19 protein-coding genes and 2 tRNA genes are annotated in these 23,133 nt (G+C 46.2%); 11 read left to right on the top strand and 10 right to left on the bottom strand.

Annotated elements, in window-relative coordinates:
* Positions 1–161: 161 nt before the first annotated feature.
* From B5F77_RS16045 to B5F77_RS13810, 6 genes are all read right to left on the bottom strand, one after another.
* Entirely contained in the window at positions 162–482 is a 321-nt protein-coding gene (locus tag B5F77_RS16045) for an endonuclease domain-containing protein (RefSeq protein ID WP_239446368.1), read from the bottom strand.
* Positions 457–720, bottom strand: coding sequence for a hypothetical protein (locus tag B5F77_RS13830; RefSeq protein WP_087331796.1), 264 nt, complete (start codon positions 718–720; stop codon positions 457–459). The genes B5F77_RS16045 and B5F77_RS13830 overlap by 26 nt, the downstream gene beginning before the upstream one ends.
* Before the next feature lie 42 nt (positions 721–762).
* Positions 763–1,224: a hypothetical protein gene (locus tag B5F77_RS13825; RefSeq protein ID WP_087331794.1), complete on the bottom strand. Its 462-nt coding sequence runs from the start codon at positions 1,222–1,224 to the stop codon at positions 763–765.
* A 576-nt stretch (positions 1,225–1,800) separates the two neighbouring features.
* Complete coding sequence (locus B5F77_RS13820) at positions 1,801–2,544, bottom strand: hypothetical protein (RefSeq protein WP_087331791.1); 744 nt, start codon at positions 2,542–2,544, stop codon at positions 1,801–1,803.
* Positions 2,545–3,075: 531 nt separating this feature from the next.
* The gene (locus tag B5F77_RS13815) at positions 3,076–5,265 is read right to left on the bottom strand and encodes a glutamine synthetase III (protein ID WP_087331789.1); all 2,190 of its coding nucleotides are present in this window, start codon (positions 5,263–5,265) and stop codon (positions 3,076–3,078) included.
* Positions 5,266–5,443: 178 nt separating this feature from the next.
* Positions 5,444–5,629 (bottom strand): DUF6722 family protein, encoded by a 186-nt coding sequence (locus tag B5F77_RS13810; protein WP_239446367.1) that lies wholly within the window; start codon positions 5,627–5,629, stop codon positions 5,444–5,446.
* 233 nt (positions 5,630–5,862) lie between these two features.
* On the opposite strand from B5F77_RS13810, the gene B5F77_RS13805 reads away from it, so the two are divergent.
* From B5F77_RS13805 to nagB, 5 genes are all read left to right on the top strand, one after another.
* Positions 5,863–8,220: an ABC transporter permease gene (locus B5F77_RS13805; protein WP_087331798.1), complete on the top strand. Its 2,358-nt coding sequence runs from the start codon at positions 5,863–5,865 to the stop codon at positions 8,218–8,220.
* Between the two features lie 163 nt (positions 8,221–8,383).
* Positions 8,384–9,280: a diaminopimelate dehydrogenase gene (locus B5F77_RS13800; RefSeq protein WP_087331787.1), complete on the top strand. Its 897-nt coding sequence runs from the start codon at positions 8,384–8,386 to the stop codon at positions 9,278–9,280.
* Positions 9,281–9,364: 84 nt separating this feature from the next.
* Positions 9,365–10,198: a prolipoprotein diacylglyceryl transferase gene (lgt, locus tag B5F77_RS13795; protein WP_087331785.1), complete on the top strand. Its 834-nt coding sequence runs from the start codon at positions 9,365–9,367 to the stop codon at positions 10,196–10,198.
* A gap of 7 nt (positions 10,199–10,205) precedes the next feature.
* Complete coding sequence (locus B5F77_RS13790) at positions 10,206–11,408, top strand: FprA family A-type flavoprotein (protein WP_087331783.1); 1,203 nt, start codon at positions 10,206–10,208, stop codon at positions 11,406–11,408.
* 52 nt (positions 11,409–11,460) lie between these two features.
* A complete protein-coding gene (gene nagB / locus B5F77_RS13785; protein ID WP_087331781.1) occupies positions 11,461–12,273 on the top strand; it encodes a glucosamine-6-phosphate deaminase in 813 nt (270 codons plus the stop codon).
* 225 nt (positions 12,274–12,498) lie between these two features.
* Here nagB and B5F77_RS13780 read toward each other — a convergent pair whose 3' ends face one another.
* Both B5F77_RS13780 and B5F77_RS15890 read right to left on the bottom strand, forming a co-directional pair.
* Positions 12,499–12,882 (bottom strand): type II toxin-antitoxin system VapC family toxin, encoded by a 384-nt coding sequence (locus B5F77_RS13780; RefSeq protein WP_239446366.1) that lies wholly within the window; start codon positions 12,880–12,882, stop codon positions 12,499–12,501.
* 33 nt (positions 12,883–12,915) lie between these two features.
* Positions 12,916–13,062 (bottom strand): hypothetical protein, encoded by a 147-nt coding sequence (locus B5F77_RS15890; protein WP_204244983.1) that lies wholly within the window; start codon positions 13,060–13,062, stop codon positions 12,916–12,918.
* Between the two features lie 412 nt (positions 13,063–13,474).
* Here B5F77_RS15890 and B5F77_RS13775 point away from each other — a divergent pair, with 412 nt between their 5' ends.
* Both B5F77_RS13775 and B5F77_RS13770 read left to right on the top strand, forming a co-directional pair.
* Positions 13,475–13,900 carry an HU family DNA-binding protein gene (locus tag B5F77_RS13775; protein WP_087331779.1) on the top strand — a complete coding sequence of 142 codons (426 nt, stop codon included), beginning with the start codon at positions 13,475–13,477 and terminating at the stop codon, positions 13,898–13,900.
* Positions 13,901–14,470: 570 nt separating this feature from the next.
* Positions 14,471–17,782, top strand: coding sequence for a hypothetical protein (locus B5F77_RS13770; protein WP_087331777.1), 3,312 nt, complete (start codon positions 14,471–14,473; stop codon positions 17,780–17,782).
* A gap of 122 nt (positions 17,783–17,904) precedes the next feature.
* On the opposite strand, the gene B5F77_RS13765 is transcribed toward B5F77_RS13770, so the two are convergent.
* The gene (locus B5F77_RS13765; protein ID WP_087331775.1) at positions 17,905–19,536 is read right to left on the bottom strand and encodes an RluA family pseudouridine synthase; all 1,632 of its coding nucleotides are present in this window, start codon (positions 19,534–19,536) and stop codon (positions 17,905–17,907) included.
* A gap of 95 nt (positions 19,537–19,631) precedes the next feature.
* On the bottom strand, positions 19,632–19,979 hold the full coding sequence (rplS, locus tag B5F77_RS13760) for a 50S ribosomal protein L19 (protein ID WP_087331773.1): 348 nt from the start codon (positions 19,977–19,979) through the stop codon (positions 19,632–19,634).
* A 478-nt stretch (positions 19,980–20,457) separates the two neighbouring features.
* Here rplS and lpxK point away from each other — a divergent pair, with 478 nt between their 5' ends.
* The 4 genes from lpxK to B5F77_RS13740 all read left to right on the top strand — a co-directional run bounded on the left by lpxK (position 20,458) and on the right by B5F77_RS13740 (position 22,890).
* Positions 20,458–21,576, top strand: a complete 1,119-nt coding sequence (gene lpxK, locus B5F77_RS13755; RefSeq protein WP_087331771.1) for a tetraacyldisaccharide 4'-kinase — start codon at positions 20,458–20,460, stop codon at positions 21,574–21,576.
* A 4-nt stretch (positions 21,577–21,580) separates the two neighbouring features.
* Positions 21,581–22,612: a thiamine-phosphate kinase gene (thiL, locus tag B5F77_RS13750; RefSeq protein ID WP_087331769.1), complete on the top strand. Its 1,032-nt coding sequence runs from the start codon at positions 21,581–21,583 to the stop codon at positions 22,610–22,612.
* Positions 22,613–22,721: 109 nt separating this feature from the next.
* Positions 22,722–22,794, top strand: a tRNA-Phe gene (locus B5F77_RS13745).
* Between the two features lie 23 nt (positions 22,795–22,817).
* Positions 22,818–22,890: transfer RNA gene (locus B5F77_RS13740), tRNA-Phe, on the top strand.
* The last annotated feature ends 243 nt before the right edge of the window (positions 22,891–23,133 follow it).

Raw genomic sequence — 23,133 nt, 5'->3', positions numbered from 1 at the left:
GTGTTTGAGCGAAGCGAGTTTTCCGAGATTTCAGCTCCGCGCCGTGAATTTGTAGCTTCTGGAGTGTAAGCCTTGATTTTTTGGTTCTTTTGCATCAAGGCAAAAGAACGGAAAACAACTTGGTTATTTTCTTTCAAGAGAAAAGAACAGAAAATAATCTATTAATGTGAACGAGTATTGATTGCCCGTACAATCAACTGCAACGTCTGCACCTTCAGAAGCTCCGTCGGAATGGTGCGGATGACGAGCCAACCGCACGCCGCCGCTTCATTGTATTTCTCCAGGTCTCTACGCCAACCCTCTTCGCGGAAGTGGCGACCACCGTTCCAGATGCCGCCCTCTACCTCGATGGCGACGCGCGCCGCGGGGACGGCAAAGTCGAACCGCCATTCGCGTGTCGGGTGGAAACGATATTCTGCAACTGTTTCTAATCCTGTATATTTTAGGATAGCGCGTTCAAGCAGGGAGATCGTTGGGGCCATCGGTCAGGAATTTAATTGCCTCGCGCTCGGTGTCGAACCGTTCCACGAAAAACTCGCGTGTTCGGTTGTCGAACGCAATCCATTGCTCACTGTTCGTATCGTAAAAATATCCATGTTCGCGGGACAGACGCGTGCGGTAATTCCGGGCATTCCGCCAGCCTTCTACCAAATGAAAGAACACCTTCGCGGCGGCTTCGTATTGCAATCTGCAATCTATATTATATAATTTATAATTCATTTTGTTTGTATTTTTTAGCACAGAATTCTACATTAATTTATTTTACGCTGCAAACTGTATAAACATTTCACATCCAAATCGTTTGTCTTCGTGGATATACTTCAACGCCTCCGCCTCGCAGCGGGCGAGGTCGTCCAGGAGTCGGTCCATGTGCGGATAATCCTCGGCGCCGAGATGCACGCGGACGGCGAAGTTCAGCCGGCACACCCGCTCGCTACGGATAGCTGCATAGATGGTCAGCAACTCGGAGTCGCCGCTTGGTTGGCGGTAATAGCCCTCCACGGCGAGATGCGGGATGGTTTGCCCCAAAAGCTGTTCGACGTGGAAGCCGAGGCGCGACACAGTATCCGTAAATTCCTCGTGTACAGGGGCGTCGTTCCGATAGGTATATTGGAATGCGTCGTTCGTCTCCGGCTGGTAGACGTTCACAATCGCCTTCAACTGGTTGTTTTTAATCGAAATATGCGCGAATTGCGCTTCTGTTTTATTTATATCTAGTATCATGTTTCTATTATTTGTTATTCTTTTATTTAAAATATTTTCTGTTCTTTTTCCTTGATGAAAAAGAACAAAAAAATCAAGGCTTACACTCCAGCGGCTACAAATTCGCGGCGCGGAGCGGAAATCTCGGAAAACTCGCTTCGCTCAAACAACCGAGATTTCTTTTCGCTCCGCTTGGAATTTGCTTTACGCCGCTTCCGTTAGGCCAATCCAATTGACAATGGACAATTAATATCCGTTCGTAGGGGCGGACCCGCGTGTCTACCCTATGGTCTGACCTTTTCTTTTCTTTTGTGTATCAACAATATATCGAGATTTTGAGACATCAAGGCAGACATGTGGGTCTACCCCTACGGACAAGGGGAAAATTCTCAATTGTCCATTCTCAATTGTCAATTAAACCGGCCTCTGTCTGGTGGGCGTAAAGAGAGCGAGCGGAACGGAGCGGCCGAGAGCGTCGCTGTTTGAGCGCGGAGCGCGAGTTTGCGGCGCGAACAGCGGAGTGCAGCGAACGAGCAGCCCAGCAGACGCAGCCTTGATTTTTTGGTTCTTTTTCATCAAGGAAAAAGAACGAAATATTTACGCTACTTTAGGTTCTTCTACATAATTTACATTACAATCCTTAATAAAGACACCTTTAGCCGCTTGCTTCTTCGCGTACATCAACATCGGGTGGAAGATGCGGTCGAGGTCGTCGGTGGAGAGGTTTTGCCCCACGTTCTCCCACCAGAACTTGAAGAGCTCAACGTAGCCTTCGGGCGCGGCGGGACGCGGAATCAACTCGACCTCAACTGTTTGCTGCGAGAGCGAACGGATGCCTTCGGCGTATCGCTCCTCGGCGCGGCTGAGGGCGGCCTGTCGTTGTACTTCGTTCCAACCCTTGCGCGATTCAGCCCGTTTCTGCGAACGCACGAGGTTCTCTTCCAACTGTTTGCGCGTGGTTTCCGCTTCGGCGCGTTTCGACTTCAGGTAGGCCGTCAGTGCGCGGTGGCAGCGATGCGCGGGCGACGCCTCCTTCTTCGGGTCAATCGCGTTCTCGAGCGCCGTAAACTGCGTGCACACAGCCCGTAAGCGGTCGGTGAACGGCTTTCGCGCCGCCATCATCTGCTGCACTTCGTTCGCCGCACGGAACATATACGCACGTACTTCGTCCGCTGCGATTTCGTCCACGCCGTTTTGTTCAATCCGTCGCCAAAGCGCGCAGCCCGCGGCTTGGCAATCCTGACTCACTTGTCGGTTTTTCACCAACGTCTCCTCGATGTGTTGGGTGGCAGGAATGGCAACCTGGGCCATCTCGTCTGCCTTTGTTTTCTTTTTCGTCATATTTTAAAATTTACAGTTGTATGAAATAATTCGTTTTATTTCGACGATGCAAAGGTAGGTGTAATATTTCAGGTAAGCAAATAATAATCAACAAAAAATCAATGTTTTACAACATAATAAATTATTGCTGAGAAGTCAATAAAAACTCCCATCTTTGTAAATTTGTCCTCTTAAAAATAGGCAATTTTATACAGAAAATTAAAAACAGGACGAAGTATTCTAAAATAAGGACACGCAGACACAGATACGACAGATAACCAGAGATTTTTTGGGGAGCTAAATACTTCGTATCCAATTAGAATCAGCTGAAATCTATGCCGTCTGCGTGCCCTTATATTATAATAATAGGTATAAATCGGCGGCGTGGAGGGCGAAGATTATAGTTATAATTGGAGCGGTTTGCAGGCGCGGATGCGCCTTGTGGAAAGGAATAAAAAAACACAGAGGCACGGAGACACGGAGTTTTCTTATTCTATTAAGTGAATTCTCCGTGCCTTAGCGCCTCTGTGCGTAAAGGTCGTTTACTCTATATTAACGAATGAAAAGCAGTTCGCGGTATTTTGGGAGCGGCCAAATCTGGTTGTCGACCATCAGTTCCAGTTCGTCGATATGATAGCGGATTTCCTCCAGATAAGGAGCCACGGTGTCGTGGTAAGCGATGGCCTTCTCGCGCATGTCGGCGATGCGGTTGGCCTTCTTGCGTGCCTCGACCATCTCGTCCACCTTCTTCGTCACGGCGGTAATATGTCCTGAAATCTTGCGGATCAGGCGGCGCGGTTCTTCCGCCATGCCTTCATATTCCTCTTGCCCGAACGTTTCCTTAAGGCGTAAAAGATTCTCCAACAAGACCGTCTGATAACGGATGACTACGGGAATGATATGGTTGAGCGAAAGGTCGCCCAAGACACGCGCTTCGATTTGCACCTTCTTGATGTAGATTTCCCACTTCACCTCGTTGCGCGCTTCCAACTCCTTGCGGCTCAGGACGCCAGTCGCTTCAAACATCCGCACGACATCCGGCTTCAGGTAAGCGTCGTATTGCAACGGAACGCTGCGCTCGCAATCCAGTCCGCGGCGCTCGGCTTCCGCTTCCCATTCCTTGCTATAGCCATTGCCGTCGAAGCGAATCGGTTTCGATTCTTGAATATAGCGCTTCAACACCTCGAAGATGGCCGCTTCTTTCGAGCTTCCCGCCTCGCGAAGCGTATCGACATCCGCCTTAAACTGGCGCAATTGGTAAGCCACGGCCGAGTTCAACGCCAACAACGCCGAGCCGCAATTGGCCGACGAGCCCAACGCGCGGAACTCGAAGCGGTTGCCCGTAAAGGCGAAGGGCGACGTGCGGTTGCGGTCCGTATTGTCGAGGAGCAATTCCGGAATCTGCCCGAAGCCGAGGTGGAGGCGCTTCTTGTCGTCCACCACGATAGCGTCTTCGATGGAGGCGTTCTCGAATTTATCCAGCACTTCGCTGATCTGCGTCCCGAGGAAGGTCGAGATGATGGCAGGCGGTGCCTCGTTGGCCCCCAAGCGGTGGGCGTTCGTCGCCGAAGCGATGGTCGCCTTCAGGAGGGCGTTATATTTGTATACAGCTAATATCGTATTGACTATAAAGGTAATAAAACGCAAGTTATCCTCGCGGTTCTTTCCGGGCGAGAAGAGGTTGATGCCCGTATCCGTTCCCATCGACCAATTGCAATGCTTGCCCGAACCGTTCACCCCTTTGAAGGGTTTCTCGTGCAAGAGGACACGGAAATTATGATGGCGTGCGACGCGCTTCATGACCGACATCAGCAACTGGTTATGGTCGTTCGCCAGATTGCATTCCTCGTAAATTGGCGCAAACTCGAACTGATTCGGTGCCACCTCGTTATGACGCGTCTTGACGGGAATGCCCAGCTTGTAGCACTCGGCCTCCAAATCCTTCATGAACTCCTGCACCCGCGAAGGAATCGCCCCGAAATAATGGTCGTCGAGCTGCTGGTTCTTCGCGCTCTCGTGCCCCAAAAGCGTACGTTCGGTGAGCGACAAGTCCGGGCGGGCGGAATACAAATCCTCGTCAATCAAGAAATACTCTTGTTCCCAACCCAAGTAAGCAATCACCTTGTGCACGTCATCACTAAAATACTGGCAAACGTCGGTCGCCGCCTTGTTCAACGCCTCGATGGAGCGGATAAGCGGCGTCTTGTAATCGAGCGCCTCGCCCGTATAAGCAATAAACACGGTCGGGATGCAAAGCGTATCGTCGACGATGAAAGCGGGCGACGAAGGGTCCCACGCCGAATAACCGCGCGCCTCGAAGGTGTTCCGCAAGCCTCCGTTCGGGAAGCTCGACGCGTCTGGCTCTTGCTGGACAAGCAACTTGCCGCTGAATTCCTCAATCATGCCCCCGTTTCCATCGTGCTCCACGAAAGCATCGTGCTTCTCGGCGGTGCCGTCCGTAAGGGGTTGGAACCAGTGCGTGTAGTGCGTGACGCCCTTTTCGAGCGCCCACATCTTCATGCCGGCAGCTACATGGTTGGCAATCTCGCGGTCGATGGGTTCGCCTCGGTCGATAGATTGCGTCAAAGCCTTAAATGTCTCTTTGGATAAATATTTCTGCATCGTTTTCCGGTCGAAAACGTTCTCCCCGAAATATTCCGATACTTTTCGGTGGGGCGTGCAGGCTTCCACCGCCTTCCGGTTGGAAGCTTTCTCTACTGCATTAAAGCGGAAGATTGACATACGTATTGTTTATGTTTGATTCAAGCGGCAAAATTAGCTAAAAAACGGGACATAGCGTTCGCTCTTTGCATTTTTTACAACACATGTTTCGATTTCCGCATTTGGATACAAGCCCAAATTCCTGCCACAATAGCAATGCAACTGAATACAGACAAAAAAATAATAAGTTCCATAATCTTTACTCTTTAGATTTCGACAAAGCTATAAATGCTAATCCGGCAAAGGCAAAAGCTACGACGGATATGCCTCCCAAAATGAAAAGCAAAGGCTTATTTACTTCAAGCTTCATAATACTCGCTAAAATGATGCCGCCAAACACCAATTTGGATATATCAATGAAGAATTTTCCAACCTCTGCCAGCACGGCTTCTTTCCTTTCTTTTTCCTTACTGCAAATATACAATAAAGAAATAAAATACCTCCTATTTTATCCAACAAAACAGGCTTCCAGCACCTATTCTTTTATCTTTTCCTGAATCCTCCTTTACACCGGCAAAAAAACATAACTATATTTGCTTCCGGTTATAGTTAGATTTGTCCGCGATTATAACTATCTTTGCAATCGATTCATACTTTAAAAAGGAAAAAGTAAATACCATGTGGAAATCATATTTCAAAATAGCTTTCCGGAATATTTGGAAACATCGAACACAATCACTCGTAAGCATCTTCGGACTGGCTTTTGCCATTGCTTGTTTTGTTCCAGCCCTTTATTGGATGAAATACGAAACCTCGTATGATGCCATTTACCCCAATGTGTATCGAGTATATGCAATAGATAAACAATCCGGGCAAGTAAACAAAGGGCTTTCGAAAGTATACGAAACAACCCTACGTGCGCAATTTCCGATGATAGAATCTTCTACCGTGTTTATTAATGGAGAAGAAAATTGTCGGACGGACCGAATTCCGTATATCCATTTAAAAATGATTTATGCAGATAGCTCTTTCTTCCAGGTCTTTCCACAAAAGTTTCTTTTAGGCAATTCCTTGCAACCTTTACCGGTATTGAATAACATCGTACTCACCGAGAGTTGTGCCATTCGTCTATTTGGAAATATAGAACAAGCCATGGGGCAGAAAATACAAAATACCATTCGAACAGACATGGAGCCTTATACCGTTACGGCAATCGTGAAAGACCCTCCTGCCGATACGAATTTGCCATTTCAAGCCATTGTCAATCATGGTATGTTGAAGTCTTTCAATAGCATTCCAGCAGAAGCTCAATGGGGTATGTTTCTAATGGATACTTATATACGTTTAAATCCTCAAGCTCATAAGGATGAACTCATCGCTCAATTACCGACTTTAATTTCCCAACAAGGCATCCAAAAGGATAGGGAGTTGCGCATACTGCCGATTAAAGACGTCCGTTACCAATTGGATTCAGAAACACCCTTCACCATGAACTTCATAAACTTGTTTGTGGTTTCCGGTGTTTTATTAATTTGTACAGCGCTTTTCAATTTCTTAAGCCTGAATTTCAGCCTTTTCAAATTGCGAGTTCGAGAAATACATTTGCGTATGGTAAACGGGGCAAGCGCAAAGCAATTAATTAGCCAATTGATGTTTGAGTTAGGATGCTCCGTAATGCTGGTTTTGCTTGCTTCCCTCTATTTTGTTTTAGTGATACGTACGCCTTTTGCTTCGCTTTTAAACATCCGGATTGAAGTCCATTCATTATTATGTCTTTTTGCAATCTGTAGTTTGGCCTTAATCCTCATAGTCGGCATATTGTCCTTCTTTATTTTCAGGAACTTAATTCATTTTGCAACACTTCCCATTTCACAACGAGAAACGATAAGACACCAATCGCTAATTAAAAAGACAGCAATAGTTTCACAATTAGCCATTAGCATAACTTTTATCGTAGCAACGGGAGTCGTAACCATGCAGATGCACTTTATCAATCAAAAAGACTTAGGGTTCGACCGCCATGGCATCATCCAATTAACAGGTTTCCAAGATTACTCTGGAAAAGTCGAATCGGCATTAATAGATAAACTGGCCGCTATACCTCAAATAGAGAGCATTACAGATGCCAGCTTTAAACCGCAACATCATGCCGATCCTTTTACGGTAATGACGGATATCACATGGGAAGGAAAAAATCCACAGGAAAAAATTTCGTTCGATTGCGTCTTAACGGACGAACATTTTGCTGAAACCTTCCATTTAAAGATGCTTCAGGGTTCGTGGTGGAAAGAAGGTCAACCTAAAAAGATAGTTCTAAACGAAGAAGCCGTACGCACGATGGGGTTGCAGGATCCGATTGGGAAAGTGATCCGGATGCCTTCTCCAAGCGATGGTACTTCAGAAGAATATGAAATAGCCGGTGTAGTAAACGACTTTCACATGCTTTCTTTCCGAAACCATATCCGCCCGAATATATTTGTTCCTTCTCCTATGCAAAACAACACATTATATATACGCGTAGTGCAAGGAGAAGAATGGAATGTAATTGAGCAAGTAGCGAAGCTTTTGCCAACGATTGATGCATCATTAGGCGATACAAGCGTGACCTCTATCGATAATTTGTATAAACAATTAAACCAGTCAGAACAAGTCGGTTTGAAAATGTTTACCCTCTTAGCGATAGTTTGCTTGCTTATCTCTTTGATTGGTATTTACGCCTTATCAGTAGCCACGGCTGAACAGAGACAAAAAGAAATAGCCATTCGCAAAATATTAGGTGCATTGCCTTCTACGATCTTGGGAACATTTGTTCGGGAATATATGCTGTATGTTTTAATCGCTTGTGTGCTTGCATTTCCTATTACATTTTGGGGAATGAACCTATGGCTACAAAATTATGCGTATCGGATTAATATTCCATGGTATTTATGGATTGGCATTACAATCAGCATTATAGGGCTCGTATTAAGTACGATTTGGATACAAATAACCAAAGTCGCAAATGAAAATCCTGCAGATGTCATAAAGCGTAATTAGTTAATTGTCTTGCTTGAAAAAGAGGAAGCCAACCCGGTCATTGTGTTGTTAAAACGTAAGAAGTAACCTAAAAGAGAAATAAGGGCAAAGATTTTTGTGTCATCTCCATACGACATATCCCTATTTATGCGTATCTTTGCCTTTGATTATTTAAACAATAAATATGGAAAAGATTAGAGCCGCCATCGTTGGGTATGGCAATATTGGAAAGTATGTGCTGGAAGCATTGGAAGTAGCTCCAGATTTTGAAGTAGCAGGTGTCATCCGTCGGGATCCGACGCAAGTTCCTGCCGAATTGCAAGGAATCCCCGTAGTAGATAGCATTACAAAATTAGAAAAGGTAGACGTAGCCATCCTCGCCACGCCGACACGCCAAGTGGAACATTATGCGAAGGAAATCTTAGCCATGGGTATCCATACGGTAGATAGTTTCGATATCCATACGAACATCGTGGACTTGCGCCGTTCGTTGGACGAAGTAGCGAAGGCACACAACACGGTAGCTATCATCTCAGCCGGTTGGGACCCAGGAAGTGACTCGATTGTACGGGCATTGCTCGAAGCCATCGTCCCGAAAGGAATCACGTATACCAACTTCGGTCCGGGTATGAGTATGGGACATACCGTAGCCGTAAAAGCAATCGAAGGTGTTAAAAATGCCTTGAGCATGACCATACCGCTGGGGACGGGCGTACATCGCCGTATGGTGTATATCGAAGTGAAAGAGGGATATGACTTCAACCAAGTGGCCGCTGCTATCAAGGCTGATGATTACTTTGCACACGACGAAACGCACGTCATGCAAGTCGAATCGGTCGATGCGTTGAAAGATATGGGACATGGCGTGAACCTGACGCGCAAAGGCGTATCGGGCAAGACGCAAAACCAGCTTATCGAGTTTGATATGAAAATCAACAATCCGGCATTGACCGCCCAAATACTTGTATGTGTGGCGCGTGCCAGCTTCAAGCAAAAACCGGGTGCCTATACGATGATTGAACTCCCTGTCATCGACATGCTCTACGGAGAGCGCGAAACACTTATCCGGAGACTGGTTTAACTTAATTAATTGACAATGGCGAATTGACAATTGACAAACTTGTTGATTTTCAATTTTCCATTGTCTATTGTCAATTGAAAAAGTATGTTGGATTTTATCACATGGACTGCCGACCCGGCCATCTTCACCATCGGTTCGAGAGAAATACGCTGGTACGGATTGGCCTTTGCCATCGGGTTTTGGATTGGTTATTTAATCGTCCAAAAGATGTGGAAACAAGAAGGGTTGAAACAAGAATGGATTGACTCGCTCTTGATGTACACCATCTTGGGTACGGCCATAGGCGCCCGGTTAGGACATTGCCTTTTTTATGCGCCGGACTATTATTTAGCCAATCCGGTTGAAATCCTGAAAATATGGGAAGGAGGCTTGGCCAGCCATGGAGGTACGTTGGGAATCATCATTGCCATCTATATCTATTCGAAGCGCGTCTCCCACCGAAGTATGCTTTGGACATTCGACAAGCTGGTGGTACCTACAGGATTGGTGGCGGCCATGATTCGTTTGGGGAACTTGATGAACCACGAAATCTATGGGCATCCCACGGATTTGCCTTGGGCGTTCCGTTTCATCGAAAACCTCCATCAGTGGAAAGCCGGTGCCGAGCCTATCTTTTCCGCACCCAGTCACCCGACGCAACTCTACGAAGCTGCTTGCTATTTGGCTACATTCGCCCTTTGCTATTGGCTTTATTTCAAAAAGCAGGCGTGGCATAAGGAAGGGTTTATCTTTGGCGTGTTCATGATTTGTGTCTTTGCTTCTCGCTTCTTTATCGAATTCTTGAAGAACGACCAAGAGGCTTTCGAAGCGAACATGCTCTTGAATATGGGGCAGCTCTTAAGCATCCCCTTTGTGTTGGCGGGCATCTACTTCGTATGGCGTGCCCAGGAGAAAACAAACGTAAAATCAGGTATATAAAGAGAATATGTACAGATTAAAAGAAATCGCAAACAAAGTATATTACGTAGGGGTAAACGACCGGCAAAAGGTCTTGTTCGAAAACATGTGGCCTTTGCCCTATGGCGTCTCCTACAATTCATATTTAATAGCAGATGAGAAAACCGTCCTGGTCGATACCGTCGATGTATGTTACGCGGATATCTTCCTGAAGAAGATTGAAGATGCGTTGGGCGGACGTCCGTTGGATTACCTCATCGTAAACCACATGGAACCCGACCATGCCGGAAGCATCCGCCTCTTGCGCCAGACTTACCCCGAAGTGCAAATCATCGGCAATAAGCGTACGTTCGATATGTTGGAAGGTTTCCATGGCATTACGACAGGCTTGGTTGAAGTCAAAGAGGGCGACACATTGGAAATCGGACATCATAAGCTCTCTTTCTATCTCGCGCCTATGGTGCATTGGCCGGAAGTCATGGTGACATACGACCAGACGGACCGAATCCTCTTCTCGGCTGATGCGTTCGGCACGTATGGCACCCTGGACGGAGGCGTGTTGGATACGGAATTGAACCTCGACCACTTCTGGGACGAGATGCGACGCTATTATGCCAACATCGTAGGAAAATACGGAAGCCCTGTGCAGAAAGCACTCCAAAAACTCGCCGGGTTGGACATCCGCACCATCTGCTCTACTCACGGGCCCATATGGACCAAACACATCCCGGAAGTGGTCAAGATATACGACCAGTTGAGCCGCTATGAGGGAGAGGAAGGCGTAGTTATCGTCTACGGGAGCATGTATGGAAATACCGAACAAATGGCGGAAGCTATCGCCTCTTCGCTTTCGGCACATGGCGTGAAACGCATCGTGATGCACAACGTAAGCAAGAGCCATGCCTCCTACATCTTGAAAGACATCTTCCAATATAAGGCGTTGATTATTGGGTGCCCGACCTATTGTAACCAGCTTTACCCCGAGGTAGATTCGCTTTTACAAAAGATAGAGTTACGCGAAGTAAAGGGGCGTCTCTTCGGGTATTTCGGCTCTTTCTCGTGGGCAGGAGCAGCCGTAAAACGTTTGGCGGCTTTTGGAGAGAAAATGAAATGGACCATCGTGGGCGAACCTGTCGAGCAAAAGCAAGGCTTGAAACCTGCCCAATACGAAGCATGTTGGGCGTTAGGAAAAGCGATGGCGGAACAAATTCATAACGGACAAGCCAAGTAAATACAACGATAATCAGACAAAAATATAACTAACAATTAAAATATTATATATCATGAGATTAATTATTGAACCGAATTACGAGAAGCTGTCCCAATGGGCGGCTAATTACGTAGCTGCCAAGATTAAAGCGGCTAATCCTACACCGGAAAAACCGTTTATCTTAGGTTTACCTACGGGTTCTTCGCCTCTGGGCATGTACAAGAACTTGATTGAATTGAACAAGCAGGGTGTCATCTCGTTCCAAAACGTGATTACGTTCAACATGGACGAATACGTAGGGCTTCCTAAAGAACATCCTGAAAGCTATCATTCGTTTATGTGGAACAACTTCTTTAGCCACATCGACATTAAGCCAGAAAATGTGAATATCCTCAACGGTAATGCCGAAGATATCGAAGCAGAATGTGCAGCCTACGAAGCAAAGATGAAAGCCGTAGGTGGCGTAGATTTGTTCTTGGGTGGTATCGGTCCGGACGGACACATCGCGTTCAACGAACCGGGTTCTTCCTTGGCTTCTCGCACGCGTATGAAGACCTTGACCACGGATACTATCATCGCCAACTCCCGTTTCTTCGACAATGATGTGAACAAAGTACCGAAAACGGCCGTTACCGTTGGCGTAGGTACGGTATTGGACGCTAAAGAGGTGCTTATCATGGTAAACGGACATAACAAAGCACGCGCGTTGCAGCAGGCTGTAGAGGGTGCCGTCAATCAGATGTGGACCATTACTGCGCTCCAGCTCCATCCAAAGGGTATCATCGTATGCGACGATGCAGCTTGCGCCGAGTTGAAGGTCGGCACGTACAATTACTTCAAAGACATCGAAAAAGACCATCTTTGTCCTTGCTCTTTACTGAAGTAATCCCTATATAAAAAATACAGAGGCACGGAAGAATTAAAAGCTCCGTGCCTCTTTGTTTTTCATTCCTCATTCTTCATTTTCCCCTTTCCAATATGGCAAGAATTGCCTGTTAGAGAAAGAAATTCAAAAAGCACTGAGATTAAAAACAAAAAGAACCCTGAAACACAGACAATCGAATAAGTCCTATGTCCCAGGGATCTAATCAAAATCTTCCTTCAAGAGATTCTACTTCTCATTGAATATTAAATCAAGTCCTTGACAGCGATAGAAATCAAAGCGTGTATCACTTGATATAAGCGGTAAATGCTCTGTAATCGCATGAGCTATGATTACATGGTCTGAAGGATCTTTATGATCTTGCCGTACATTAATTTCTAAGCGAGCATACGTAAATATGTGTTCTCTTTTCACAGGAAGAATCTGAATAAAATATTCATTTTCCAAGGAATAAAGTACATCTTCAGGTGTTTTCCATTTCTTGGCAAACAACCCTTTGTTCCGATAAGCAATCACTAACTCTTTTGCAGATTCTGCACTTATATATAATAAGGAATCCGAATCCGCGATAAGGGCTTTTACATCTTTATCCAGACTATCCGGATCCCCCATTATATATTACAATATTAGTGTCAATCAAATACCTCATCTCCAAAACAAAGTGGGGTCGTTGATGATTACTGTTCCTTTCAGACGCTGGGCGGCTTCCCACGTCTTACTCACCTTCCGTTTAGGTTCCTGTTTCCTCGTTTCCACCTTTACTTCTACTTTTCCTTTTTCTTTCTTTTCCATAGCTTTTCTATTTATCAGATGAATCATGTGGCAAAGATAGCCCTTTTAGTTGAGAATAATAGCAATTGATATGGAAAAACTTCCTTCAAAACGGTTCAGCCTCTAACACACAAATTCCTCCTTTTAAGCCTAAAAATAATTCCTCAACTCACTGATTATAAAAAGAAAAAGCATTTCACTTTAAACGTCCCTTTAAAATGAAATGCTGAATCCCGAAATCGAGGTAAAGGTAACTCTTTATTTCGAATTACAAAACCTTTGAGATAGAAATATTTGGAGAAATATAGAAATATTTTTTACAGACAAACCATATTTCATTTTAAAGGGACGTCTAAAATGAAATATTTTGCTTCCCGAATCAAAAAGTTAACGCCACCGGAGTGGTTATTGTTAAACTTAAAAGTTTTATTCCATGAGTTTTAAGTATAAGTTGGTACAAAGAAAAGACTTCAGCGAAGGAGCCAGTGAAGATGCCAAATTGTATTACGCACAAGCGTTGAACAACGGCACAGTCAGTTTCGAAGAACTTTGCGAGAACATCGCAGAGGAATCCGCGCTCTCGTCGGCCGATGTGAAGGGCGTGTTCGACCGCCTCGTCCGCCAGTTGAAAACCCATCTGCAAAACGGACGTACGGTCGTCATCGACGGTTTTGGCTCGTTCCGCCAAACGGTAGGCAGCCGAGGTTCCATCCAAGAGGAGGATTTCGACGCGGCGACCATGATGAAAAAGCCGCGCATCGTATTCACACCAAGCAAGGATTTAAAGTCCGCCTGCCAAAAGGTAACGTTCGAACGCATCTCCGTAAAAAAGGGAGAAGAGTCTGAACAACAAGGATAAAGCGAGCTGCAGGGAAGCCCTCGCCGGATGTACCCGAGAGGGGCTCTCCTATCTGCCCGAGATAAGGTCTGACATCTCGGGCAGATAACCAAGGTAGTCTGCCCGAGATAGCAAAGGTAATCTGCCGCAGATAGGAAACCCTATCTCGGGCAGATGTCGGAAGGACGCTCCGGCAGCCAAGAATTAAGACTGGAGGACAGCGTAAAAAAACTGTGCCTCTGGCCTCTAAAAGAAACAAGGAATCTATTCACTAATGGGTAAAGGAGATAAGAATATGCATTTAGCCTATCAAGCATTCTGTGATTGGACAGAAGAACAACATGGCGAGGAATATGAGAAACCGTGTATAGGTAGAATATCTCTACCGACTAAATAAAAGTAAATATGCAGAAATCAAGAAACATCGTAAACAGACCTCAGAGAGGTCCAACTATGCTTAACTGCGGATGGCGCGAATGCGACACACAACGGCTAAGCATAGTTGGACGGTTTCACCGTCCGCTTGCACATGTTTCTTGACGAGCTAAATAAGGATATTAATTAATCTATTCACAAATAAATCATTGTATTATGAAACGAAAACTTTTTACTTTTTTGATGGCGTTCTTGGCAACGCTTAGTGGTGCGGTTTGGGGGCAGGATGCTCAGACAACACTAACAATTAGTTCAACAAATCCAACAGTTACGGTAACCAGTGCGGATGTTACCATTACACAGGAAGGATCTGAACAAATCGAAAATGCTAAAATCTCTTTTGGGGGTACAGACATTACAGAGTATAATGTAACTATTAATGCTTTAAACCTGAAAGATAATGGGAATATTGGCTCAGGTGAAAATCCGGGACGTGTGATGGATATTCCGAATGATGTAACAGTCAACTTGACGGTTATCGGCGAAAACAATTTTTATAGTGAAAAGGCAGCAGCTATTTTCTTGCCGAATAATTCGACATTGACTATAACTAAAGAAAGTACCGGAAGTTTGACTGTAGATGGATTTAGAGGAATTGGTAACGGAGAAGGATCAGGAGGAGACGAATCGCTTGGTGGATGCGGAACAATTACTATAAAAGGAGGCACCCTTATTGCACAAGGACACGATGATGGAAATGGTAATGAAGGAACTTCAATCGGCGGATCTTTGGCTGAAGCAAGTGGTAAATTAAATATAGAAACGAACACATTTGTCGTGTTGAAGAATATAGACATCACAGAATTGGATGACTTTAATCCGACAAACTGCGTAATACAGATGCCTGACAATAAAGAAAATGAAGCGACTGTTTATGGGAGTGTAACATTGGGCTCTTATATTCCGCAAGAATATTCGTTGGTTTTAAGTAATGAATCATCAACTTTGACGTTAGGTCAGAATGTATTTATTACTAAGGATAGATTGGCAACAAAAGAGGGTGCTGGTGCTATCTCATGGGATGGCAAACTCAATGCTTATCAGTTAACATTAGAGAAAGGCGAACAGATGAATGCCGAAGAAAGAGGAACGGAACATAACGTTACAATACCTGACAAATTCCAAGTAAATGATGTAGAAGGACAATCTTTAAATGAAACTTACTTTGGAGCAGAATCAAGAATTACAATAGGCGCCGCAAGTTGCACCCAAAGCCATCAATTCATCGGTTGGTATAGACAAGAAGACAACGGAACTACAACGGATGTATTCTTACCCACTGATAATACAACGAAGAGCACCACATTTACTGCTCCTATGGGAACACCAAGCGGAATCCAATCCGCCACTTATTCCCCCATCTGGGCAGAATCTAATCATGAGATATTTGTGGTAAGCGGTACAAGTTGGGATAATAATGAAGATAGTCCTGAAATTATTATCGTTCCGGATGAAGTGGCAAGCAAACTTACTTTTGAATTGAGTGGTATTACGGATTATGGCGTAAGTTTGTCGCAGAATAAATTAACCGGTACGCCAACATTGAAAAGTACAGATAACGGCTTAGCTATCCTGCATAATGTAAAGGTGATTATCAAGAATGGTGAAGACACACAAATCGGTGAAGTAACACTTGACCCATTTATTATTTCTGAAACAGCTTCGTTGAAGATTTATGATGTAAATACTACCAACGTAGACCATATATATAATGGTACATCGCATAATGATATTCGAGGAGCGTATGAAAGCCGTCACTTACTGACACTTAAAGCCAAGCAAGAGGATTACGATGGCGACTTTACAGCATTATATGAACAAGTACACTATCGTATCAAATCCTATACTTACAAAGCTATTGGAACGGAAGGTGAAGGTACAAAAACAGAGGCGACAGGCGATAAAGAAACCTTATTAATTACAAAAGCTGGAACTTATTCCAATATTGTATTGGAAGCATTGACCGGAACGTTTGTAGATGGGACAGACCATATTAGTGATGCAGGTACTACTGAGAAAACATTAACAGGTTCTATAACGGTTGCCCAAAAAGAATTGAGTTTAGTAGCAACGGAGAAGGGCACATCCGTAAGTTATACTGTTGGCAGTACTGAACCGACATGGAGCAAGTATGCCAAGATTGATGGTATTGTTAATGGTGATGAGGTATCAGGTACAATCCCAACACCGACCATTGGTGACGGAACAGATGCGTGGAAGAAAACGCCTGGCACTTATAACGTTACATTCAATCCAAGTAGCATGACCACCTTGACTGGCGATGATGCCGGCAATTATAAGATGGGCACTAACCCACTGCAATTAACGTTGACGGTTAAAGGCGATGCCGACAATGTGGATATTCAGCCGGGAACAGATTCGGAATGGAACATGTTGAATGACGGAACATTCAGCCATGTTTATGACGGGAAAAAGCCGAACATCGGTACTATTATCATTACCGTTGCCGAAGACGTTACTGAAACTTTGACAGAAAACGAAGACTTCACGGTTGATTATGATAATGTCGGAGTAGATGTGAAAGAAGGTGGCTATACGGCTACTATTACATTCGAAGAAAATGATTATATAACAACAGGCGATACAAAAGAGGTTTCCCTGAATATCAGCGCGCGTCCGTTGAACATCTCTTTCAAAGACAAAGTGGCAAGTATCGATGGATTGACGGTGGCTGATTTAGTGGTAGCAGATAATTTGGTAAATGGCAAAACGCCGAAGTATAGCGGCACGATTAACGCAGATGTGGTATCTGGGAAAAATAATGTTTACCACATTACAATCGAAGGATTCAAGATGGAAGATAGCGATACTTTCAAAAGTACAAACTATGCCACTAAGGTAAATGGAAAGGATTATAATGTGGATGGTGAAAATATAGATTTAGGTGAAGTAACGGAAGACGACGATAACGACCCCAACCACGGTCACGGTGGAAACACTCCAGGCGGAGATGGCAAAATCGACTATTATAATATGTATGTAGACACCGCAGCAACGTGCGACGGCGTCGAGCTCTCCTTCAGCAAGAACAGGGTGCGCGAAGGCAACCAAGTCAGCGTCTATGTCGACAAGATTCTGGAAGGATATAATGCCGACGATATGAAGCTCTGGTTCAAGCGAAGTCTCTACGGATACTGGGAAGAGCTCGAAGAGGGCGTGCAGCCGGGCGAGTATATTATATATAATGTATATACGGATATCTACGTGAAGGCGACGGATGTAGAAAAGAACCCGACGGGCATCGAAGAGATCGAGGGCGTGAAGGTCTATGCACAAGACGGCAGCCTCTATGTCTATACGCCGAAACAAATGCCGATATGGATTGTTAGTATGACAGGAGCGATTGTACGTCATGAAGAGCAAATCGGTCTCCACCAGTACGACCACCTGAATCAAGGCATCTACATCGTCCGCGTAGGAGAACAGGTATTTAAGATTAGGCTTTAAGCCCAAAAGAAAAAGGCCGATGTGATATCGCCCGATAAATATGTTTTATTAGTGATGGCGGAAGGGAGCTTTCGGGCTTACCTTCCGCTTTTTATATACAATATATTATAGTCGCTCTATTCTCACCATGCTGCCTCTTTCTTGATTGTCATCTCCTCGCCCGTTGCTGGATGACGGAACGTGAGGCGGGCTGCATGGAGGTAAAGGCGAGTGGAAGAAGTGCCATACAGAGGATCGCCTACGATGGGATGCCCCAACCCCTCGGGGTGCGCGGCATGGACGCGAAGCTGATGCGTACGACCAGTCTCCGGATAAAAAGCGACCAGCGTACGTCCTCCTTCCCGACGGAGCACCTCGAAACGAGTGACGGCTGGTTTACCTTGTACCTTATCTACCAGCTGGCGCGGGCGGTCGAGCGGGTCAGGACGGAGCGGAAGGTCGACGACTCCCTTGTCCGTTTGGACGCTCCCCTCCAGCCACGCCACATATTGCTTCCGTACGGCGCGATGCTTGAATTGCGCCTGCAACGCCTGATGGATATCTTTCCGCTTGGCAATGAGGAGCAACCCCGACGTATCCATATCGAGGCGATGTACCAAAAGCGGTCCGGTAGCCTCCGGATAACGCCTCCGCACTTCAGCATACACCGACGTACGTGCACCTTTGCCCGGCACGGAAAGCATACTTGCCGGTTTGTTTACCACCAACAGATAGGCATCTTCGTAAAGGATTTCCAATGAAGGAGTAAGTACAGGCTCCTTCGCCAGCGGATCGTCGTCCACCTCCAAACCTTGGAGCATGAAACGCAGTATCGGTCCGCACTTTCCTTGACAAGCCGGATAGAAATGCCCCGCATGGCGTACCTCCGAAACGGGTGAAGCGCCCCACCAAAACTCGGCCATCGCCCGCGGACGGAGATGGTGCAGGTAGGCGTATTGCAAGAGCTTAGGGGCGGCACACTCCCCTGCTCCGGCGGGAGGCACGCGGGTTGGCGTATCCGCAAAAAGCGTGCAAAGGTCCGCCTGTTCTCCACGCGCATTGAGAAAACGAAATTGGGAAAAGAGGCGAAGTTGGAGAGCGGCCGAGCGTCTTTTCCTTTCCGCCTTTCCAGCTTCTATCCGCTCGAGGAGAGGACGCAGGCGGGTTTCGAGCGTATCCAGCTCGGCTTTCCACTTCCGTTCCAAGCGTTTGTATTCTGCCTTTTGAAATTGGCTTTCGCGCACAAGGTTTGCCTCCTCTTCGTCGGTAAGGGACTGCTGCCGAAGCCTATCACGCTTAAGTTTGGCCAGCTTCATCTCTTCTTTGAACGTCTGCAATACACGGGCTGATTCTGCTTGGGCCTTTTCATACGTCAGGCGAGCTTCGAGGTAAGCAGGAGATTGCTTCCACGACGCAATACGATGGTTAAGTGCCGAGATTTCCTCCTCTTCCTTTTTAAAGAACCCATCGGGCTGGAGGAGATCGTAGACGGGTGGCACGAAAAACTCATGCTGGTTGCTATGGACAAGATTGCCTGAAAAAGCCGCCAAATAACCCACTCCGCCCGCCTCGTCCTCCACAACGAGGACACCGAACATCTTCCCTTTGGCTAATTCATCCGCCCAATCCACCCGCGAAGCCACGTAATGCTGCACCTCTTCCGCGGCCAAAAGGCAAAGCGGATGGGGCGTATAATGGAACGGATAAGTAAATCGTCCGGGCAAAAGAATCCCTCTCACGTCCGTCCCGAACCGATGCAACTTCTCGTCTTCCATACCTTATTATATATACGAAAAAACTGTGCAGGCAAATCCATCGGATTACCCACACAGCTTTTTTACCAAAAAATCTTTGTGCAGAGAAGCTATGCTTATACTCTCTTCTCTTTGATTCGCGCTTTCTTTCCAGTCAACGCCCGGAGGTAGTACAACTTAGCACGACGAACACGGCCTACCTTATTGACTACAATGCTCTCGATAAACGGAGATTCCAACGGGAAGATACGTTCAACACCAACGTTGTCCGACATCTTACGTACCGTAAAGCGTTTCTTGTCGCCATGACCCGAGATACGGATGACAACGCCACGATACTGCTGGATACGCTCCTTGTTTCCTTCCTTAATACGATACGCAATCGTCACCGTGTCGCCACTTTTGAATGAAGGATGCTCCTTTTTGGTAGCAAATGCTTCTTCTGCAATTTTAATTAAATCCATTTTTTATAGCCTTTAAAATTGTTGATACTATTACGCAATTAACAGGCTGCAATATGTCCTGCCAGCGTTGCGTAAGAAAACGGGTGCAAAGTAACGAAATATTTGGGAGATACGCAAGCAGCCTGCCTCTTTTCTCTCATTTTTTCGAGAGGAATCAACCCCAAAGCCTCTCAATCCAACCTGCTTTCTCCCCAGCGAAAGTTCGCCATACCCCTTAGAAAAAAGAAAAGCATCCAATGAAATCTCTATCTTTAAGCTAAAGATATATATCTTCAGCCTAAAGATATGTATCTGCAACCTAAAGATACGTATCTTTAGCCTAAAGATAGAGAAATACTCCTATCTTCGGAAGTTTTGGAAAGGGGAACATGCTCTTTTCCCCAAGGTCTTGGTGCTTTTCTCCGCTACTCGGGAGGAAGGCGTTGCGGACATGCCGTTTTTTTGTTACCTTTGCACGAATCAAATAACGAAGGAACGAATGATGCTGAATCGCTTTTCCCGCTTGCTTGCCCCGTTTGCTTTCCTCTACGGCTTGGGCGTAAACATACGTAATGCGCTGTTCGATTGGGGCGTATGGAAGCAACAAAGGTTTGATGTGCCGGTCGTTTGCGTCGGGAATCTGGCGGTAGGCGGGACGGGCAAGACGCCTCACGTGGAATATCTTGTACGGCTTTTGGGGGAGAAATACCGCGTGGCCGTTGTGAGCCGGGGTTATCGGAGGCGGACGAAAGGCTTTCTTCTGGCCAACCTCCAGCATACCTACGAGGAGATAGGAGACGAACCCTATCAAATCCTCCATAAATTTCCCCACATCCAATTGGCGGTAGATTGCAACCGGTGCCGCGCTATCGAACAGCTTTTAGCGCAAGACAAAGCGATACGCCCTGAGGTTATCCTCCTCGACGACGCCTACCAGCACCGACACGTGCAGCCTTCGCTCGCGATACTCCTCACCGACTACGCGCGGATGTTCAACCAAGACAAGCTCTTACCCGAAGGACGCCTGCGCGAGCCTGAACAGGCGAAAAGAAGGGCAGACATCGTCATCATCACCAAAACACCCTGCGAACTGAAACCCATCGAGTATCGCATTGCCGAGACGAACCTGCATCTCCTCGCCCACCAACGGGTCTTTTTCACCCATATCGGATACGAGGAAATAAAGCCTGTGTGCTCCCCAAAGGTAAGACAGGAGGGAAAAGAAACACCGGCACAAAGCGAACAACTTACGAAACAAGCGGTATTGGCGCTTTGCGGCATCGCTTCGCCCCGTCCCTTCATCGAGGAAGTAAAGAGGCGGTATGCAAAGGTGCATGTCCTCACCTTCCCCGACCATCACGCCTTCTCGGAAGGAGACATCCGACGAATCGAATCCGCCTTTGCCTCTATCCCAGAAAAAGACAAATGGATATTGACCACCGAAAAGGATGCGACCCGACTCGTTTCCAACCCCTATTTAAACGAAGCGACCCGCGAACGGCTCTTCTACTTGCCTATCCGCATCGACTTTGCCCAGGCACGCGAAAAGGAGTTCGACCAAAACATCCTTCGGCATATTGAGACATTCCAAGCAAACAAAAGAATCACATATAAATAGAAATATGGAAAAGAAAAGAACAGAAATATCAACCATCGGCGAATTTGGATTGATCCGACGCCTGACGGAAAGTATCGTCATCCGAAACGAAAGCACCCTGCGGGGCGTAGGAGACGATGCCGCCGTGATGGATTATAAAGACAAACAGGTGCTGATGACGACCGACTTGCTCCTCGAAGGCATCCACTTCGACCTGACGTACGTTCCCCTGAAGCACCTCGGCTATAAAAGCGCAGTGGTAAACTTCTCCGACATTTACGCCATGAACGGGACACCCCGCCAGATAACCGTTTCGCTCGGCATCTCGAAACGTTTCTCCATCGAAGACCTGGAAGAACTATATAGCGGCATCCGCTTAGCGTGCGATGTCTATGGCGTAGACCTTGTAGGAGGAGACACATCCGCTTCGATGACCGGACTCACCATCAGCATCACTTGCTTAGGAGAAGGCGAACGAGGAAAGGTAACATACCGGAACGGGGCACGCGAGACGGACCTTATCTGCGTATCAGGAGACTTGGGAGCGGCTTACATGGGCCTCCAATTATTAGAACGCGAGAAGAGCGTGTTCAAAGGAGAAAAAGACTTTACGCCAGACTTTGCCGGGAAGGAATATCTCCTCGAACGCCAATTGAAACCCGAAGCGCGTAAAGACATCGTCGAGGCACTCCGCATAGCGGGCATCGTGCCTACCTCAATGATGGACATCTCCGACGGACTCTCTTCCGAGTTGCTCCATATCGCAAAAGAGAGCCATGTGGGATGCCGCATCTACGAAGAGCGCATCCCAATTGATTACCAAACCGCCGCCCAGGCTGAACAATTCAACATGAACCTCACCACCACGGCTCTTAATGGAGGTGAAGATTACGAATTGCTCTTCACCGTACCCCTTGCCGACCATGACAAGGTATCGGAAATGAAAGGAATAAGCATCATTGGATACATCACTAAACCCGAATTAGGGAATTATCTCCTCGGACGAGATGGAGGCGAAGTTGAGCTCAAAGCCCAAGGTTGGAATTCCCTCTCTTGATTTTTTTACGTGAAAAAAGTACGCAAAAGTTTGCAGATTCAAAAAAAGTCCTTACCTTTGCACCCGTAATCGAAAAAATGATGTCGGTTACGAATGTTAAAGAAAGGAAGGTACCATAGCTCAGTTGGTAGAGCAAAGGACTGAAAATCCTTGTGTCCCCGGTTCGATTCCTGGTGGTACCACTCAGAAGAAATAAAAGCCAAAAGGTGCCATAGCTCAGTTGGTAGAGCAAAGGACTGAAAATCCTTGTGTCCCCGGTTCGATTCCTGGTGGCACCACTTTAGAAAATGCTAATTGATTAAAACAAAATCAGTTAGCATTTTTCTTTTATCTCTACTTTACCGATTTGCTACCACTTTGCTACCACGCATAAAAAAAGAAGCCCTTCATCCGCACCCGGACAAAAGGCTTCATTGGGCTCAGTAGAAATTTAGTGGGGATATGCATATAGTTTTGCAATACGGAATAAGAAGAACTTCTTGTCTGCAACCCCTCTGAGGTTTGCTCTGAATAGTTTGATT

Origin of the sequence: Parabacteroides sp. An277, from assembly GCF_002159645.1 — a bacterium.
GTDB lineage: Bacteria > Bacteroidota > Bacteroidia > Bacteroidales > Tannerellaceae > Parabacteroides.
The sequence above is the reverse complement of the archived record's forward strand: the minus strand, read 5'-3'. Positions and strand labels throughout refer to the sequence as shown.

What these genes read in the sequence shown, in the direction of transcription:
- B5F77_RS13770 (WP_087331777.1), top strand. Translation starts at nt 14,471, where the DNA reads ATGAAACGAAAACTTTTTACTTTTTTGATGGCGTTCTTGGCAACGCTT.
- nagB (WP_087331781.1), top strand. Translation starts at nt 11,461, where the DNA reads ATGAGATTAATTATTGAACCGAATTACGAGAAGCTGTCCCAATGGGCG.
- rplS (WP_087331773.1), bottom strand. Translation starts at nt 19,979, where the DNA reads ATGGATTTAATTAAAATTGCAGAAGAAGCATTTGCTACCAAAAAGGAG.
- B5F77_RS13800 (WP_087331787.1), top strand. Translation starts at nt 8,384, where the DNA reads ATGGAAAAGATTAGAGCCGCCATCGTTGGGTATGGCAATATTGGAAAG.
- lpxK (WP_087331771.1), top strand. Translation starts at nt 20,458, where the DNA reads ATGATGCTGAATCGCTTTTCCCGCTTGCTTGCCCCGTTTGCTTTCCTC.
- B5F77_RS13765 (WP_087331775.1), bottom strand. Translation starts at nt 19,536, where the DNA reads ATGGAAGACGAGAAGTTGCATCGGTTCGGGACGGACGTGAGAGGGATT.
- B5F77_RS13790 (WP_087331783.1), top strand. Translation starts at nt 10,206, where the DNA reads ATGTACAGATTAAAAGAAATCGCAAACAAAGTATATTACGTAGGGGTA.
- B5F77_RS13780 (WP_239446366.1), bottom strand. Translation starts at nt 12,882, where the DNA reads ATGGGGGATCCGGATAGTCTGGATAAAGATGTAAAAGCCCTTATCGCG.
- B5F77_RS13775 (WP_087331779.1), top strand. Translation starts at nt 13,475, where the DNA reads ATGAGTTTTAAGTATAAGTTGGTACAAAGAAAAGACTTCAGCGAAGGA.
- lgt (WP_087331785.1), top strand. Translation starts at nt 9,365, where the DNA reads ATGTTGGATTTTATCACATGGACTGCCGACCCGGCCATCTTCACCATC.
- B5F77_RS16045 (WP_239446368.1), bottom strand. Translation starts at nt 482, where the DNA reads ATGGCCCCAACGATCTCCCTGCTTGAACGCGCTATCCTAAAATATACA.
- B5F77_RS13830 (WP_087331796.1), bottom strand. Translation starts at nt 720, where the DNA reads ATGAATTATAAATTATATAATATAGATTGCAGATTGCAATACGAAGCC.
- B5F77_RS13805 (WP_087331798.1), top strand. Translation starts at nt 5,863, where the DNA reads ATGTGGAAATCATATTTCAAAATAGCTTTCCGGAATATTTGGAAACAT.
- thiL (WP_087331769.1), top strand. Translation starts at nt 21,581, where the DNA reads ATGGAAAAGAAAAGAACAGAAATATCAACCATCGGCGAATTTGGATTG.
- B5F77_RS13815 (WP_087331789.1), bottom strand. Translation starts at nt 5,265, where the DNA reads ATGTCAATCTTCCGCTTTAATGCAGTAGAGAAAGCTTCCAACCGGAAG.
- B5F77_RS13825 (WP_087331794.1), bottom strand. Translation starts at nt 1,224, where the DNA reads ATGATACTAGATATAAATAAAACAGAAGCGCAATTCGCGCATATTTCG.
- B5F77_RS13820 (WP_087331791.1), bottom strand. Translation starts at nt 2,544, where the DNA reads ATGACGAAAAAGAAAACAAAGGCAGACGAGATGGCCCAGGTTGCCATT.
- B5F77_RS15890 (WP_204244983.1), bottom strand. Translation starts at nt 13,062, where the DNA reads ATGGAAAAGAAAGAAAAAGGAAAAGTAGAAGTAAAGGTGGAAACGAGG.